Source organism: Acidobacteriota bacterium, assembly GCA_012517875.1.
GTDB lineage: Bacteria > Acidobacteriota > JAAYUB01 > JAAYUB01 > JAAYUB01 > JAAYUB01.
Map to the genome: position 1 here is coordinate 1 of JAAYUB010000174.1, position 15,067 is coordinate 15,067.

A 15,067-nucleotide genomic window follows, 5' to 3' on the forward strand; every position below is an offset into this window, starting at 1 on the left:
GGCGTTCAAGCGGCTGGCCGGAAAGACACAGGTGATCACTGGCCGGCGGTCCGACCATCACCGGACCCGGCTGACCCACAGTATCGAAGTGGCGACCCTCTGTCGCTCCGTGGCGGACAAGCTGGGATTGAACACGCACCTGGCCGCCTGCCTGGGATTCTGCCACGATCTGGGGCATCCGCCGCTGGGGCACTGCGGCGAGGAGATCTTGAACGAAATCTGCCTGCGCTTCGGCGATTCGTTCGAACATAACCGCCACACGCTCACCATCGTAGATGAATTCGAGCAGAAATATGCGTTCTGTCCGGGCTTGAACTTGAGCTACGAGGTTCGGGAAGGCATCATCAAACATTCCACCAACGACCATTATCGCAACGATCCCACCCTGGCCGAGTTCGATTTCACCTGTCAGCCGCCGCTCGAGTCCCAGCTTGTGGATTACTGCGATGAGATCTGCTACTCCTATTCGGACCTGGATGACGCGCTGGAAGCGGGATTTGTGACTCTCGATGTCATTCTGCGGGAGCTGGACGATTTCCATGAATTGTACACCCAGCTGAACCAGCGTTACCCCGGGACCGACGCCCGCTTGATCTTCAACGAGACGTTACGCCGCATGATGAACCTGACGGTGCGCGACATGACGGCAACGATCGAACAGAACTTGGCGAGCACGCGAACCATGACCGTGGCGGACGTCCGTCGGTGCGGCCGCCGGCTGGTAGGCTACTCTCCGGACATGAGCCGCTGGGTGCTCCGGCTGAAGCAGTTTCTACGCGCCCATTACTATCAGCACCCGGAGATTCAGGGCCGTCGGCAGGTCGAGACGGAAAAAATCCGACGTCTGTTTGAATGCTATGCAGCGCACCCCGAACATCTTCCCAGCCGCTACCAGGAGATGATCCGCGACGGCCGAATGCCGATGCACCGCGTGATCGTGTATTACATCGCCGGTTTCACCGACAATTACTTTGCCGAGATGGCCGACACTTTCGGCATCTAAGCCCGATTGCCGGACAGAGCCTCACCCAGACTGCTCCAATCAGTGCTCGGGAAAAAGGGCTTTCAGTTTCTCCGGATCCGGGGGCGGGGTCAGATAGGAGACCACCACCAGGGCGAGCACCGATATCAACAGGGCGGGATAGATGCTCGGTATCCCCCACGGATCCTGCGATCCGGCCGGCCCGCGCATCACTTCAGGAAAAAAATTGGGCACGACGATCTCCAGCAGCAACGCGACGGCAGCACCGCTGATGATGGACACCGTCCCGCCGAGTTTGGTCGCCCGCCTCCAGCTCAAGGCGGCTAACAAGGCCGGGGTGATGGAGACGCCGTACATCGTGTAGGCGAAGTAGCTGTAGGACAAAACGGATATTTTCAGCTTCAGGACGGTGGGGATAAAGATCATCAGAAAGGCGCAGACTCCCAGGATCACGATGAATACTTTCTGCAGCGCCACCATCCGGTCGGAGGGCGCGTCCGGGCGGATGAACCGCTGGTAAATGTCGCGCATGATGTTCGTGCTGGGCGACAGCAGATAGTTCATTCCGGTGGAGAGCACCACCACGCAGGCGGCGGCCAGCAGCAGCAGACCGGCGACCAATCCCAGCCAGCCGGTGCCGGTCAGGTTGCGGGCGGCGACCAGGACAATCGAAGCCGGATCGTCTCCCATGCGGTTGAGCTTGGCCAACACGGCTTCGCGATCTCCGTGCAGCGGATCCAGTTCAGCCTGGAACGATTTGCGCAATGCCACAGCCTGCGACGGTTTGATCTGGCCGGCCGCTTCTCCTTCGCTGACAAGAGCATCCACCCGGGCCGCAAGGTCAACCGGTTCCATTGAGGCGTTCACCTCGGTCTGGAGCTGGCGGCTGATATCGAACGTTTTCAACTGGACCCAGTTGGCCGATGCGCCGTAGATGGCGATGACCACCACCACCGTTTCAACGACGATCGTACCGATGATCCATAGGCCCACTGCGGTCTTGGCTTCTCTGGGGGTTTTGGCGCTGTAGAACTTCTGATACATGCTCTGCACACCCATGAGCAGCATCATGGTGGCCAGAAAATAGGCGCCGCCCTTCAACCAAGGATGCTCCCCGAAATCGGCGCTGAAAGTCTGAAAATGAGTAGCTGGCAGCGACGCCGGCGCGGCGCTCCAGCCGCCGGCGAACAGAATCACCAGCGGCACCGCGACCAAACAGGCCAGCACGATGATGATGCCGTTGGGCAGGTCGGTATGGGCTACGGCCATCATGCCGCCCAGGGCGGTGAACACGATGACGAATGCGGCGGTCAGGGCCTGACCCGTCTCCACACTGATCCCGCCGGCGCTCAGCACGTTGAGGATATAACCCCCGGCGCGGAACTGGTAGCTGACGATGGTGACGAACGCGATGATCAGGGCGACGGCGCCAAACAGCCGAGCGAATTTGCCATAGCGCACCTCCAGGATGTCCCCGATGGTGTATTGCCCGAACGTACGGATCTTGCCCGCTAGAAAGAAAATCACCGCGATGCCCACCCAGGCCCCGGCCGGCAGCCACAAGCTGCTCCAGCCGGCCTTGGCCGCATACTCGGCGCCGGCGATAAATGTGCCGGAGCCGATCCATGTGCAGATCAGAGTGAACACCATCACCTTGAGACTCAATGACCGGCCGGCGACCATGAAGTCATCATGGCTCTTGATTTTCCGGGAACGATAAAAGTTGAATGCCAGCAGCACAATCAGGTAGCCCAGGATCACATACAGGTAAACGGACATGGCGCCTCCAGACGTTCAGGATGGCCAACCGACACTCGAGATCGTTTGCCGACCCGTGTCGATGCGAATCCGCAGATAAGGAATCGAGTTTGAGAGGGCAAGGCGACAGAATGATTGGTCGCAGAACCGGGATGAAGCGGGGCGATATACCCGGAGGCCGTGCGGCCTCCGGGTTGTCTAAAATGGAACGTCGTCATCGGTGATGGGCTCGTCCACGACCGGCGGCTCATCACGGGAGACGGTGGAGTCGCCGTATTCGGCCGCGGCAGGTTCGGCCGCGGCGGCGGTGCGGCTCTCGAGGATGTTCATGTCGGAGATGACGATCTCCGTGGTGGACCGCTTGCCGCCGCTCTGGTCTTCCCACTGTCGGGTCTGAATGCGGCCCTCGACGTAAACCAGACGACCCTTCTTGAGGTACTGGTTGCAAATTTCCGCCAGCTTGCCCCAGGCGACGATGTTGTGCCACTCGACCCGGGACTGCTTGGTGCCGCTCTTATCCACCCAGACCTCGTCGGTGGCGACAGAAAACTTGGCGACGGTCTGTCCGTTCTGGGTGTACCGCAACTCGGGATCGCGTCCCAAGCGGCCGATCAACATGACCTTGTTCAGTCCTTTCATGACGATGCCTCCTGTCAGCGTTTTTTCGGTCGGGCAGGAGGGTCCACGCCGAGAATCTGCAGTTGCTGAATCGCGATGTTGGCCTCCGGGGAATCGGGGTATTTCAGGATCACATTTTTAAAAGCATCCACAGCGGCCGGATTGTTGTTCAAGGACAGGTGGGCCAGCCCACTTTTCAGCAAGGCGGCGGGGGCTTTGTCCCCTTTTGGAAACAGGCTGATCACCTGGCTGAACGCCTCTACCGCGTCCGTGTGGCGTCCCTGGTTGAAATAACAGTCGCCGATGTAATACTGGGCGTTGTCGGCGAGTTCGGACTCCTTGTAGTTCGCGAGAAAATCCAGAAAGCCCTGTACGGCCAATTCAAAATTGCCCTGGATGTAATCGTTATACGCCAGCGAATACAGTTGGTCGGCCGGCAGCGGGAGCTGCCTGCCGTCGGGCGTGGTTTCCGCCTTGGGCCGGCGGGATTTCATCTCCTCGAGCGATGCCTGGGTCGCCTCCAGACTGCGGGTCAGGTTGGCGATCTTGACGCTCTGGTCGTCGATCTTTGCGGCGAGTGCCCGGATTGTGTTGATCAGATCCTCGATGTTCTCGTCGCCGGCGCGGGACTGCTCTTCCTGGCGGCTGTTGAGCTGGTCGACGATGCGGATGACCGCGCTCATCTGGTTGATAAGTTGCTCCATCAGGGTCTTGGATACAGCGCCGCTCTCATCCACGCTTTTTTGCAGCATCCGGATCTGGTTCTGGACGGTCATGATGTCGTTTTGCAGGCGGATGTACTCCTCCTTCGCCCCGGCCGCGGCCAGGCCGGCCATCAGGAACAGCAGCACTCCCGCCGACAGGCATCGCTTCATTTGGGCCTCCTCACGGTTTGATCAAAACGAAGTGCGCCCGGCGGTTTTTGGCCCAGGCTTTCTCAGTGTGCGCGGGATCGAACGGGCGTTCTTCGCCATAGGAGATCGTCTTGATCCGGGTGGCACTCACCCCAAGCGACACCAGGTAATCACGGGCCGAGTTCGCGCGCTTATCGCCGAGTCCGAGGTTGTATTCCTCGGTGCCGCGCTCGTCGCAATGCCCTTCGATCATGATGCTGACCCGGGGCAGCCGGCGGAGGAGCACCTCCGCATTCTGGCGCAGGATGTCCCGGTACTCGGCGGTGACCTCGGCGCGATCAAATTCAAAGAAGATGTCCTGGACCTCGTTTTTGAAAATCTGCTCGACATTGAGCCCCTGATCGGTCTCATCCACCCGGGGCGTCTCGGTGGTAGTCGTGGTGGTGACCGGGGCGGGAGTGACCGTTACGCGTGACTGGGCGCTCACGGTGCCGCCGGCGCCTGTTGCCACCGCCACGTAGGTCGTTGAGGCTTTGGGTGAGACCACTGTCGATCCCTGGGGCGGGAACTGGCCCACGGTTTCGATCGTCACCCCCGTGGCGTTGGTGGCCGTCCAGTTCAGGGTGGTGGAAGCCCCCTCGGCTATGATCGGCGGCTGGGCAGTTAACGTGATGGTTGGCGCCGCCAACTGTTGCTGGCTTGGCGGCGGTGCTCCAACGGGAGTGCGCTTCTTGCAGCCCCCGCCGAGAAACAGCAGGATCGCGGCCGCGCCGACGACAAGAAGCCGTTTGTTCAGTTTCATTGCTCCCTCCAATCCTCATTCATATAAACGATCCAGTCGTGAAGTGTCCGAAAAAAATTAATTTTTCTGTGCGTACGACGACCAATCCGGATTGGAACAACCTTGCAGATTGGTGATTTGACGCAGCTCGCTGCCGTCGGCGAAGATCGTGTAGATCTCCGAGGTGCCCGAACGGTTGGATTGGAATACGATATGGCGGCCGTCGGGCGCCCATGATGGGTTCTCGTTGTCGCCATTGCCCTGGGTGAGCTGGAGGATCCGTTTGGTCGCCACCTCGGCGATGAAGAGGTCGAAATGCGCCATACGGGAAGGCTTCCAGGAAAAGACGATATAACGGCCGTCCGGCGACCAGTCGGGTGACGAGGCGTATCCGCTCTCCAGTGTGATGCAGGTCAGATCGGCGCCGAATGTGTCGCAGATGTGGATCTGTGGCACACCGCCACGGTTGGAAACAAAAGCCAGTTGCCGGCCCGTGGGGCTCCAGCAGGGACTGATGTCGATGCCGGGATGTTGGGTGATGTTGCGCAGGTTGCCGCCGTCCAGATCAGCGATGTAGATATCCGTGTCCGACGCATCGTTGAGCCGGGCGGCGAAGGCCAGTTGCTTGCCGTCGGGCGAAAAGGCCGGCGTGGTGAGCAGGCCGCCGCTCGGTGGAAACGCCTGGAGCTGACCGTTTGCGAGCGAGACCAGATAGAGCCGCGGCGTGCTTTCGTAGTAGGAAGTGAACGCGATCCATTCGTTCGATGGATTCCAGGCCGGCGTGACGTTGATGGAACCGTTCGACGTAATGGGTTGCAGATTGGCACCGTCGTAATCCGCCAGATAGATTTCCTTGCCGGTACGTGTCTTGCGCTCGAAAACGATCTGCGTGGAGGCGATGCCCTGGGAGGCGTTGGCAGACAAGAGGCTCACGATGTGGTCGGCGATCCGATGGGCGATGGCCCGGGTGTAGCGGGGAATGGTCCGGAACTGCTTGCCCAGCACCTGTTCCTGCGTCTTGAGATCAAAGACACGGCACTGGACCACCAGGTAGTTGCTCTCGATCCGGGCGTTGCCGATCACAATGAAGTCTACGCCTAGATTTTGATCCTGCCAGTCTTTGAACACCAGGTCTTCGGGTTCGTCGATCCGCTGGGCCGGGTAGAACGAGCGCGAAAGCAGCTTGAAAAATGCCGAATATTCCAAATCGTTCCATAGCGTTTCATTGACGATTTTCAAGTACTCGTCGACGGCGGGGTCCAGGTTGCCGCTTTTGGGTTGGAATTCAGGGAGCGCCAGCACGGTTGTCTTGGCCGGACGCGGCTTGATCACGATGGATGCGTCGTCAGCCTGCGCCAGGGGGAAGATCATGCAGCTCAGCGCCAGCAGCGGGAGTAGGCGAAAGCGCTTCATCACACTCCTCGAATCAAGGTGTCGGATGCTCGAATATGGCCACGAACCGAACGCGATTCCTTTGCATTCTATATTGAACGGGCAGGGGAGGCAAGGGGTCCGATGCCCGAACCGCCCGCAGCGCCGAACGTTCAAAGGCTTCCGGGCCAGTTGATTCAACGATCTGGATGTCCTCAATCCTCCCTTCGGGACTCACGGCAAATTGAATGAGAGTCCGGTGTTTTCCCGAGAACTGGATGCCCATGCGGGACTCCAGCCAGTTGCTGCCCACCCGCTGTTCCACCTGACGGGCGTACCAGGAGTCGTAGAAACCTTCGCCCGCTCCGCCGATGGAAACACCGTGACCGGTGCCCCCGTCCGGCCCGCCGGTGCCGGTGCCGCCGCGAACCCCCGGAGCGTGGTCGCCGGTGCTGACCGGTCCCGGTGGAGCGGGCGCTGCGGCAGCCGCTGGAGCGGCGGGCTTTTCGGTAGCGGACTTCCGATCCGGCCGGGTGGTTTTGAGGAAATCATCCGGGCGGTCAGTCTCCATGATCGACTCCGCGGGCTTTGCCGCCGGCGCGGCAACGGGTTCCGGAAGTGTGACCGGCGGTTTGAAGTACTCCTGCCCTGCCGGCAGACCTTCAACCAGGCCGACACCGATTGCGCGACTGCCTCCACCGCCGCCACCACCAAGAGTCAGCGTGGGGCCGTTGGGAGCGGCAAATTGCCATACCAGAATGACCGTGACCAACAAAAAATGCGACATGATCGAAGAGATGAGGAATTTGCGACGGTCTCCCTCGGAGACCAGAGACTGATAGTGGTAATGACGGTCATCGACGGTCATGGCTTGCGTTGTTGGATCATGGGTCGCGTAACGATCTGGATATTGGTGAAGGCGTGTTCGCGGAGCGTGTCCATCACCTTGACGACGACGGCGAACCGGACGTCACCGTCCGCCTGCAGATAGATCGGTTGATTGAGGTCCTGGCCGAGGCGCTGGCGCAGGGCCGGGCCCAGATCGTTGATGTGGATCTGGCGGGTCATGAAATACAAGTTGCTCCGCTCATCGATGGAGACGACATACTGCTGGTGCGGATTGAAATTCTTGACATGCCGCGTGCGGGGCAGGTTGACCTCGATGCCCGCCTGGATAATGGGTGCGGTGACCATAAAAATCACCAGCAGGACCAGCATGACATCCACCAGGGGGGTGACGTTGATCTCGGCCAACGACGTCATCGTCCGGCCATTGGGGTTTGTGAACGCCATGGCCAACTCCTCACGTGAAGTTGCGTTCCACCAGGTTGGTTAACTCGGTTGTAAAATCATCCAGCAGTGACGCCATATGCTTGATCCGGGAGAGAAAATGGTTGAAGAAAATCACTGCCGGGATCGCGGCGAACAGGCCGAAGGCGGTGGCGTACAGGGCTTCGGCGATGCCGGGCGCTACGGCCTGGATGGAGGTGGTCTCCAACTGGCCGAGACCGTGGAAGGCGTCGATGATACCCACCACGGTCCCGAACAGGCCGATGAACGGAGTGACCGAGCCGGTGGTCGCCAGCCAGTTCAGGGAACGCTCCAGATGGGTGAGCTCCACGGCGGAGGCCTTCCGCAGCGTCCGCTCGACGTTGGAGATACTCTTGATGTGCAGCGTCGGGGCGGCATCGCCGTCGGGTGCATGCCGGGCGGTGAGTTGAGCGTTGAGTTCGCTATAACCGGCCAGGAAGACGCCCGTCAGCGGGCTGTTCTTGAAATCGCTGCTCCGTTTGTAAATTTCGGATAGCTTGCTGCTTTCATGGAAAAGCTGCAGAAAACTGAGGGATTGGCGTTCCACTTTGCGGAAGAGCACCAGCTTCTGGAAAATGATGGCCCAGGAAAAAATTGAAAAGATCAGCAGCAGCAGGAAGACGCCTTGGGCCACGATCCCAGCGCTGCGGATGAGCTCGAAAATCCCGCCTGAGAACCCGCCTGAAGCTGCGGTGGCTATGAACAGAAACAATGCCTATCTCCTTAAAAAAAATAAGGTTATTCATTATCATGGAACCACTATCAAGTCAAACGATTCTTTTGTTATAATGCCCTACCAACCAGATGATTCGTCTGGAGAAAAGGACGGTTACTGTGCTCCGCTATCTGCACATCCGGAATATCGCCACGATCGAGGATCTCGAGATCGAATTCGGCCCCGGCCTCAACGTGATCACTGGGGAGACGGGTTCCGGGAAATCGATCCTGATCGACGCTGTGGGGCTCCTGGCCGGTGCCCGAGGCTCAGTGGATCTCATCCGCAGCGGTGAGAACCGGGCCATGGTGGAAGGTGTCTTTGACCTGCCTGAGGGCAGTCCCGTCTGGCCGCTGTTGGCGGCCGAGGGCATCGAACGGGACGATCTCGAAGATGGCCTCCAGGTTCGGCGGGAACTGGCGGCCGGCAGCAGCGGACGCGTTCAGGTGGCCGGTCGACTCGTCGCCACGGCGTTCCGGCGGCGCCTGGGTGATGAGCTGCTGGAGATCCACGGCCAGCACGATTGCCGCCTGCTGCTGCAGCCCCGCTACCACCTCCAGCTGCTCGACAATTACCATGATCAGCGGAACATGCTGCGAACGGTTCAGGAGCTGGCGCGCCGGATCGCCGCGACTCGCGCCGAGTTAGACCGGTTGGTTCATGACGAGCAGACCCGGCTGCAGCGGTTGGATCTGCTGGACTTTCAGGCGGCGGAGATTGACGCCGTCCATCCGGTTCAAGGCGAGGAAACTCAGCTCAATGACGAGCGGCGGATTCTCGTCAACGCGGAGAAGCTGTTCCAGCTTTCCACCGAGACCCACGACTTGCTCTATGAGAACGAGGGAGCGGTCTTGCGCCAGCTGGGCCGGCTGTTCCACCGACACCAGGAGATGGCCGCCATCGATCCGCGCCTGGCCCGAACCGCCGAGACTCTTCAAAACGTGATCTTCCAACTCGAGGACGCCGCATTCACCGCCCGTGACCATGCGGCCACCGTCGAGTACAACGAGAACCGGCTGAATGAGATCGAATCCCGGTTGATGCAGTTGGACCGGCTCAAGCGCAAATATGGGCCGACCATCGAGGCCGTCCTGGAATACAATCAGAATGTCCTGGCGGAACGCGAGCGGTTGCGCGATTCGGATGCGCGCACGACCCGGCTGCAGCAGGAGGTGGGCGAACTGATGGGGCAGTACCGGCAAGCCGCCGACGCCCTGAGCCAGGCACGCCAGAAGGCCGCCCGGAGCGTGGAACGGGAGATGAAAAAGCATCTCGACGAGCTCGACATGAAAGGGACGCGGTTCCAGGTACGCATCCTGCCGATCGAGGCGGGGGATACGCCGCCCACCACCGGTCTGGACGATGTGGAATTCCTCGCCAGCCCCAACGTCGGTGAAGAGCTGCGACCGCTGCACAAGATCGCGTCCGGAGGAGAGCTTTCGCGGCTGGCTCTGGCCATCAAATTGATCCTGCGTTCGGAGCCCGACGCGGTGCTCATCTTCGACGAGATCGACGCCGGCATCGGCGGCGGCACCACCGAGGTCGTCGGCCGAAAGCTGAGCCGGGTGGCCGCGAGCAATCAGTGCTTCTGTGTCACCCACTCGCCCCACATCGCGGCCCAAGCCGATCACCATCTCCGGGTGGAGAAGTCGGTCGCCGGCGGACGCACCTTCACCGCCATCCAACGGCTCAACCAGGCGGAAAAAATTGACGAACTGGCCCGGATGCTGGGCGGCGTCCAGATCACCGAGATCACCCGCAAACATGCCCGGCAGCTCCTGGGCAGAGCGTGAATCCGCCGTCCGCCAGGCTTGCCCATGACTGAGAGCAAAACATTTTTCATCCGCACATTCGGTTGCCAGATGAACGTACTCGACTCGGAAAAAGCCGCCGGCCTGCTTGTCTCCGCCGGATGGCGGAAGGCCGCCCGGCCGCAGGACGCCGACCTCATTCTCTTCAACACCTGCTGTGTTCGGGAAAAGCCGGTGCAGAAAGTGTTCTCTTATCTCGGGCAGACGCTGGCGCTCAAGGGGCAGCGCCCGGGTCTGCGGGTGGGCGTCCTGGGTTGCGTGGCGCAACAGCAGGGGTTGGAGATGATGAACCAGTTTGACGGGCTGGACCTGGTTCTCGGCACACGCAAGATCCACCGACTGATCCGCCACCTGGATGACCTGGACGCCGGCCGGATCGCGCGATGTGTGGATGTGGACATGGATGACGATCCCTTGCCCGTCGAGATGGATACGATTCTGCGTGAGACGTCGTTTCGGGCGTTTGTGACCATCATGGAGGGGTGCGACAATTTTTGCGCCTACTGCGTGGTGCCGCACACCCGGGGGCGGGAACGGAGCCGCCCATCCGATCGGATCCTCGCTGAAATCCATCACCTCGTGGCCGACGGGGCGGTGGAGATCATGCTGCTGGGACAGAACGTCAACTCATACCGCGATCCGGCCGGGGCGATTCCCGAGTTCGCCGACCTCCTCGCGACAGTTGCCGCAGTTCCCGGCCTGAAGCGGCTGCGGTTCACGACCTCGCACCCCAAGGATTTCAACGAACGACTGCTCCGGGTCATGATGGCTCACCCGGTGATCTGCAACCAGCTCCATCTGCCGGCGCAATCCGGCTCAACCCGCATTCTGGCGGCGATGAACCGCAAGTACACGGCTGAAGAATACCGCAACCAGGTGGCCATGATCCGGCGGGCGGAGCGATCCATCAGTCTGTCGTCCGATTTCATCGTCGGCTTTCCGGGAGAGTCGGAGCCGGATTTCGAAGAGACCGTGGCACTGCTGCGGTACGTCCGCTACGACTCGATTTTCTCGTTCATGTATTCCCCGCGTCCGGGGACGCCGGCTTTCGAGCAGCCGGATACAATTCCGCGGTCGGTCAAGCAGGCACGACTCGTTCGGCTGCAGGCGACGCAAGAGGCGATTCAGTTGGAAAACAACCGCGGTGAAATCGGCTCAATCCGGGAGGTGCTGGTGGATGGACGGGGCCGCGAACCGGGGCAACTCGCCTCCCGGACCACCGAGAACAAGATCGTCCATTTTCTAGGCGAAGCCTCCCTTGTGGGCCGTTTCTGCCGGGTGCGCATCACCGACGCCAGCGCTCACTCGCTGCGGGGTGAACGGGTGCCGGACCCCAGGGATGGCTGAATCATGCCCGGTGTGGTATCATCAAACCAGTCATAGGCGATTGCCATGGACAAGATCCGGCAGATCGAATTCTTCATCAAAGGGCTCATTTTGGACCCGGTGAACAACTCGCCGGTGGTGATCCTGCAGGACACCGCCGAGACCACGGTGCTGCCGATCTGGATCGGTGTGTTCGAAGCCAACGCCATCGCCCTGGAGATGGAGCACATCGAAGCCCCGCGCCCCATGACCCACGACCTGATCCGGTCCATCCTGTCAAAGCTCTCCGCCGTGCTCGAGAAGGTGGTGATCACGGACCTGGTGGACAGCACCTACTATGCCGAACTTCACATTCGTTTCAACAACCAACTCCAAGTCGTGGACTCGCGGCCGAGCGACGCACTAGCCGTCGCCATCCGGGTCGGAGCGCCGGTGTATGTCTCCGAAGATGTCATCCGGAAGTCCAGGAGCTTCTCCATCGCCGACAAGCAGCAATGGTCGGAGGATGACTTGAAAAAATGGCTCGAGGGCCTCTCGCCGGAGGACCTCGGCCAGTACAAGATGTGACCCTGCCCGGCCTGACCCGCCATCGGCCCGACTGATTTTTCCTCAAACCGTTGTCACTTGCCTGGCCTGCAGCCTGAATCGACAGACGCCGAGAATCGATCTAAGAATTGCCTGCGGCAATCGTCAAGCGAGGCGTTCCGAATATGCGACCCGGCCCTAAACTCAATCGACAACCGGCCCACTCCAACCGGTTGATCCATGAGCGAAGCCCATACCTGCTGCAGCACGCTCATAATCCGGTGGATTGGCACCCTTGGGGCGCTGCCGCCTTCACGGCGGCTCGGCAGGCGGGGAAGCCGGTTTTCCTGTCGGTGGGGTACGCCACCTGCCACTGGTGCCACGTTATGGAACGCGAATCATTCGACGACCCGGAAGTCGCCCGCTTGATCAACGAGACGTTTATACCGGTGAAGGTGGATCGGGAGGAGCGGCCGGATGTGGACCATGTGTACATGACGGTCTGCCAGGCGATGACCGGGCGGGGCGGCTGGCCGCTCACGGCGCTGCTCACCGCCGACGGGGAGCCGTTTTTCGTCGGCACTTACTTCCCGAAATACAGCCGGCCCGGCCTTCCTGGGCTCCTCGAGTTGATTCCTCGGTTCCGCAGCCTATGGCAGGAACAGCGTGACGAGTTGCTGCGCAACGCGGCGGAGATTGCCGCAGCCATCCGTGAGGAAATGGGACCTGCGGCAGGCGGCTCCGCGTTGTCTCCCAGCGTCTACAACCAAGCCTTTACGCAACTCAGGGCCAGCTACGATCGTTCGGCGGGTGGCTTCGGTCCCGCGCCCAAATTCCCGACGCCTCACAAAGTCATGTTCCTCCTCCGCTACTGGAAACGCACCGGCGAGGTAATGGCGCTCGAGATGGCCCGGCAGACCTTGCGCCACATGCGACGGGGCGGGGTGTACGACCAGATCGGATTTGGTTTCCATCGCTACAGCACGGACGCGGCGTGGCGCCTGCCGCATTTCGAAAAGATGCTCTACGACCAGGCGCTCATGGCCGCCGTTTACATCGAAGCTTACCAGGCGACCGGCGATCCGGAGTTCCGTACGACTGCCGAGGAAATTTTCGAATATGTCATCCGAGACATGCGCGATCCCGGCGGCGCCTTCTATTCCGCCGAAGACGCTGACAGCGAGGGCGTCGAGGGGAAATTCTATCTGTGGTCAACCGATGAGGTCCGGCAAATCATGTCTCCCGATGAGGCGGAACAGGTTATCGCCTCTTTCAATTTGGCTGCATCGGGCAATTTCATCGATCCCCATCAACACACACCCGGTGGCAGCAACGTGCTGTATCTGAGCGCCGGCGCGCCGCTACCGGCCGATACGCCCGGCCCGGACCGCTCACCGCAACAGCCGACGTGGAAGCGGATCCGATCCATCCTGCTGGACGCGCGCAACCGTCGCGATCGCCCGCTGCGGGACGACAAAATCCTGACCGACTGGAACGGATTGATGATTGGAGCTCTGGCAATGGGTGCCCGGGTGCTGGACCGCCCAGACCTGGCTAAAGCGGCGATCCAGGCGCTGGATTTCGTTCTCAGCCGCATGAGTCAGACGGACGGACGCCTGTTTCACCGCCATCGGGGCGGTGAGTCCGGAATCGACGGCCAGCTTGATGATTACGCTTTTCTGGTGCACGGGTTGCTCGAAACCTATCAGGCGACCGGCCTGGCCCGATACCTCTCTCAGGCAATCCGCCTGACCGATCGGGCGTTGGAGCTGTTCTGGGATCAGGAGTCGGGCGGCTGTTTCATGACACCCGCCGACGGAGAGCAGTTGCTCTTCCGGGCCAAAGAGACGCATGATGGAGCGACTCCCTCCGGCAACTCGGTCAGTCTGGAGAATCTCTACTGCCTGGCCAGCTTGACCAGTCGGGCGGATTATGCCGAAATCGCCGATCAGTTGCTGCACGGTCTGGCCGGCCGCGTGGCCGGCGCACCGTCCGCTCACGCGCGCTGCCTCAGTGCGCTTTCCGCCGCACCAGGCATGGAGACGGTGATCGTTCTCTCCGGCAGGCGCGAAGATGAAGCGTTTCAGCGGATGCTTGGAATCACCCGGCGGGGATATCGGCCGGGCACGATGTGGCTGTGGTTGACGAAGGACGCGGAGGGCGAAGCGATCCGGACGTTGATACCGCACCTGGACAACTTGTCGGTCAGCGGCGCACCGTCCGCGATCATCTGCCGCAACCAGACATGCCAGTCGCCGCTCAACGGGCCGGACGAGCTGGCCCGTTTTCTGGAATCCAGTTGAACCGTTCAGGCAGGCACGCCACCTAGCAGCACCCGGCCGGCCTCCCAGATCAGAACCGCAGCCAGCGCCAGCAGGGCCCAGGCGATCAGCCCAATGGACGACAGCCCGTATTGGCCCACGAGCAGACACAGCGACCAGACCGTCATCACAGTCATGAACACCATCGGGAGGAACACAAACAGGTTGCTCCGTCCGTGTCGCTTCAACCAGACCACCACCACCAGCAACGCCACGCCGGCCAGGAGCTGGTTCGTGGCACCGAACACGGGCCAAATGGCTTTCCAGGCGGGCAGGGGGTTCCCCTGAGCATCATGGAGCGGCATCAGGATGAAGAGAGCCGGCAAAACGAGGCACGCCAGAGTCGCCAGGTATCGAGCCAGGGTTCCGGAAAGATTAAAAAATTCCTCCACGATGTAGCGAGCCAGGCGGGTGCCGGTATCGAGAGACGTCAGGATGAACGTAGACAGGGCGAGGAGGCCGATACTGACGCCGATGGCGTGGGGGACACCGAACAAGGATAGAAAGCGGGCGATCCCGTTGCCGTAGATGATCAGCGGAGGCTTGCCCGCCAGTTCATCGCCCGGCGCCAGCATCATCACGGTGCTTAAGGCGATGACGGCCAAGAGCCCCTCAATGAGCATCGCGCCATATCCGACGACACGCGCATCCGACTCCTTGTTCAATTGCTTGGAAGAGGTGCCCGACGCCACCA

At 60.9% G+C, this 15,067-nt stretch carries 14 protein-coding genes; 5 read left to right on the forward strand and 9 right to left on the reverse strand.

Annotated elements, in window-relative coordinates:
* Positions 1-1,003: HD domain-containing protein (locus tag GX414_16230; GenBank protein ID NLI48650.1), on the forward strand; the 1,003-nt coding region annotated here is incomplete at its 5' end.
* 39 nt (positions 1,004-1,042) lie between these two features.
* Here GX414_16230 and GX414_16235 read toward each other — a convergent pair.
* The 8 genes from GX414_16235 to GX414_16270 all read right to left on the reverse strand — a co-directional run bounded on the left by GX414_16235 (position 1,043) and on the right by GX414_16270 (position 8,375).
* Positions 1,043-2,761 (reverse strand): sodium:solute symporter family protein, encoded by a 1,719-nt coding sequence (locus tag GX414_16235; GenBank protein NLI48651.1) that lies wholly within the window; start codon positions 2,759-2,761, stop codon positions 1,043-1,045.
* A gap of 177 nt (positions 2,762-2,938) precedes the next feature.
* The gene (locus tag GX414_16240) at positions 2,939-3,379 is read right to left on the reverse strand and encodes a single-stranded DNA-binding protein (protein NLI48652.1); all 441 of its coding nucleotides are present in this window, start codon (positions 3,377-3,379) and stop codon (positions 2,939-2,941) included.
* A 14-nt stretch (positions 3,380-3,393) separates the two neighbouring features.
* Complete coding sequence (gene ybgF, locus GX414_16245; protein ID NLI48653.1) at positions 3,394-4,233, reverse strand: tol-pal system protein YbgF; 840 nt, start codon at positions 4,231-4,233, stop codon at positions 3,394-3,396.
* A gap of 10 nt (positions 4,234-4,243) precedes the next feature.
* Complete coding sequence (gene pal, locus GX414_16250; GenBank protein ID NLI48654.1) at positions 4,244-5,014, reverse strand: peptidoglycan-associated lipoprotein Pal; 771 nt, start codon at positions 5,012-5,014, stop codon at positions 4,244-4,246.
* A 57-nt stretch (positions 5,015-5,071) separates the two neighbouring features.
* Positions 5,072-6,406: a hypothetical protein gene (locus GX414_16255; protein NLI48655.1), complete on the reverse strand. Its 1,335-nt coding sequence runs from the start codon at positions 6,404-6,406 to the stop codon at positions 5,072-5,074.
* A 13-nt stretch (positions 6,407-6,419) separates the two neighbouring features.
* Positions 6,420-7,232: a TonB C-terminal domain-containing protein gene (locus GX414_16260; protein NLI48656.1), complete on the reverse strand. Its 813-nt coding sequence runs from the start codon at positions 7,230-7,232 to the stop codon at positions 6,420-6,422.
* Complete coding sequence (locus GX414_16265) at positions 7,229-7,657, reverse strand: biopolymer transporter ExbD (protein ID NLI48657.1); 429 nt, start codon at positions 7,655-7,657, stop codon at positions 7,229-7,231. The genes GX414_16260 and GX414_16265 overlap by 4 nt, the downstream gene beginning before the upstream one ends.
* A 10-nt stretch (positions 7,658-7,667) precedes the next feature.
* On the reverse strand, positions 7,668-8,375 hold the full coding sequence (locus GX414_16270) for a flagellar motor protein MotA (protein ID NLI48658.1): 708 nt from the start codon (positions 8,373-8,375) through the stop codon (positions 7,668-7,670).
* A gap of 134 nt (positions 8,376-8,509) precedes the next feature.
* On the opposite strand from GX414_16270, the gene recN reads away from it, so the two are divergent.
* From recN to GX414_16290, 4 genes are all read left to right on the forward strand, one after another.
* Positions 8,510-10,183: a DNA repair protein RecN gene (gene recN / locus GX414_16275; GenBank protein NLI48659.1), complete on the forward strand. Its 1,674-nt coding sequence runs from the start codon at positions 8,510-8,512 to the stop codon at positions 10,181-10,183.
* A gap of 24 nt (positions 10,184-10,207) precedes the next feature.
* On the forward strand, positions 10,208-11,548 hold the full coding sequence (miaB, locus tag GX414_16280) for a tRNA (N6-isopentenyl adenosine(37)-C2)-methylthiotransferase MiaB (GenBank protein ID NLI48660.1): 1,341 nt from the start codon (positions 10,208-10,210) through the stop codon (positions 11,546-11,548).
* Positions 11,549-11,593: 45 nt separating this feature from the next.
* Positions 11,594-12,094, forward strand: coding sequence for a bifunctional nuclease family protein (locus GX414_16285; protein NLI48661.1), 501 nt, complete (start codon positions 11,594-11,596; stop codon positions 12,092-12,094).
* Positions 12,095-12,237: 143 nt separating this feature from the next.
* Positions 12,238-14,355, forward strand: a complete 2,118-nt coding sequence (locus GX414_16290) for a thioredoxin domain-containing protein (GenBank protein ID NLI48662.1) — start codon at positions 12,238-12,240, stop codon at positions 14,353-14,355.
* A 5-nt stretch (positions 14,356-14,360) separates the two neighbouring features.
* On the opposite strand, the gene GX414_16295 is transcribed toward GX414_16290, so the two are convergent.
* Positions 14,361-15,067, reverse strand: a 707-nt coding sequence (locus tag GX414_16295; GenBank protein NLI48663.1) for a carbon starvation protein A, incomplete at its 5' end; no start/stop codon positions are given.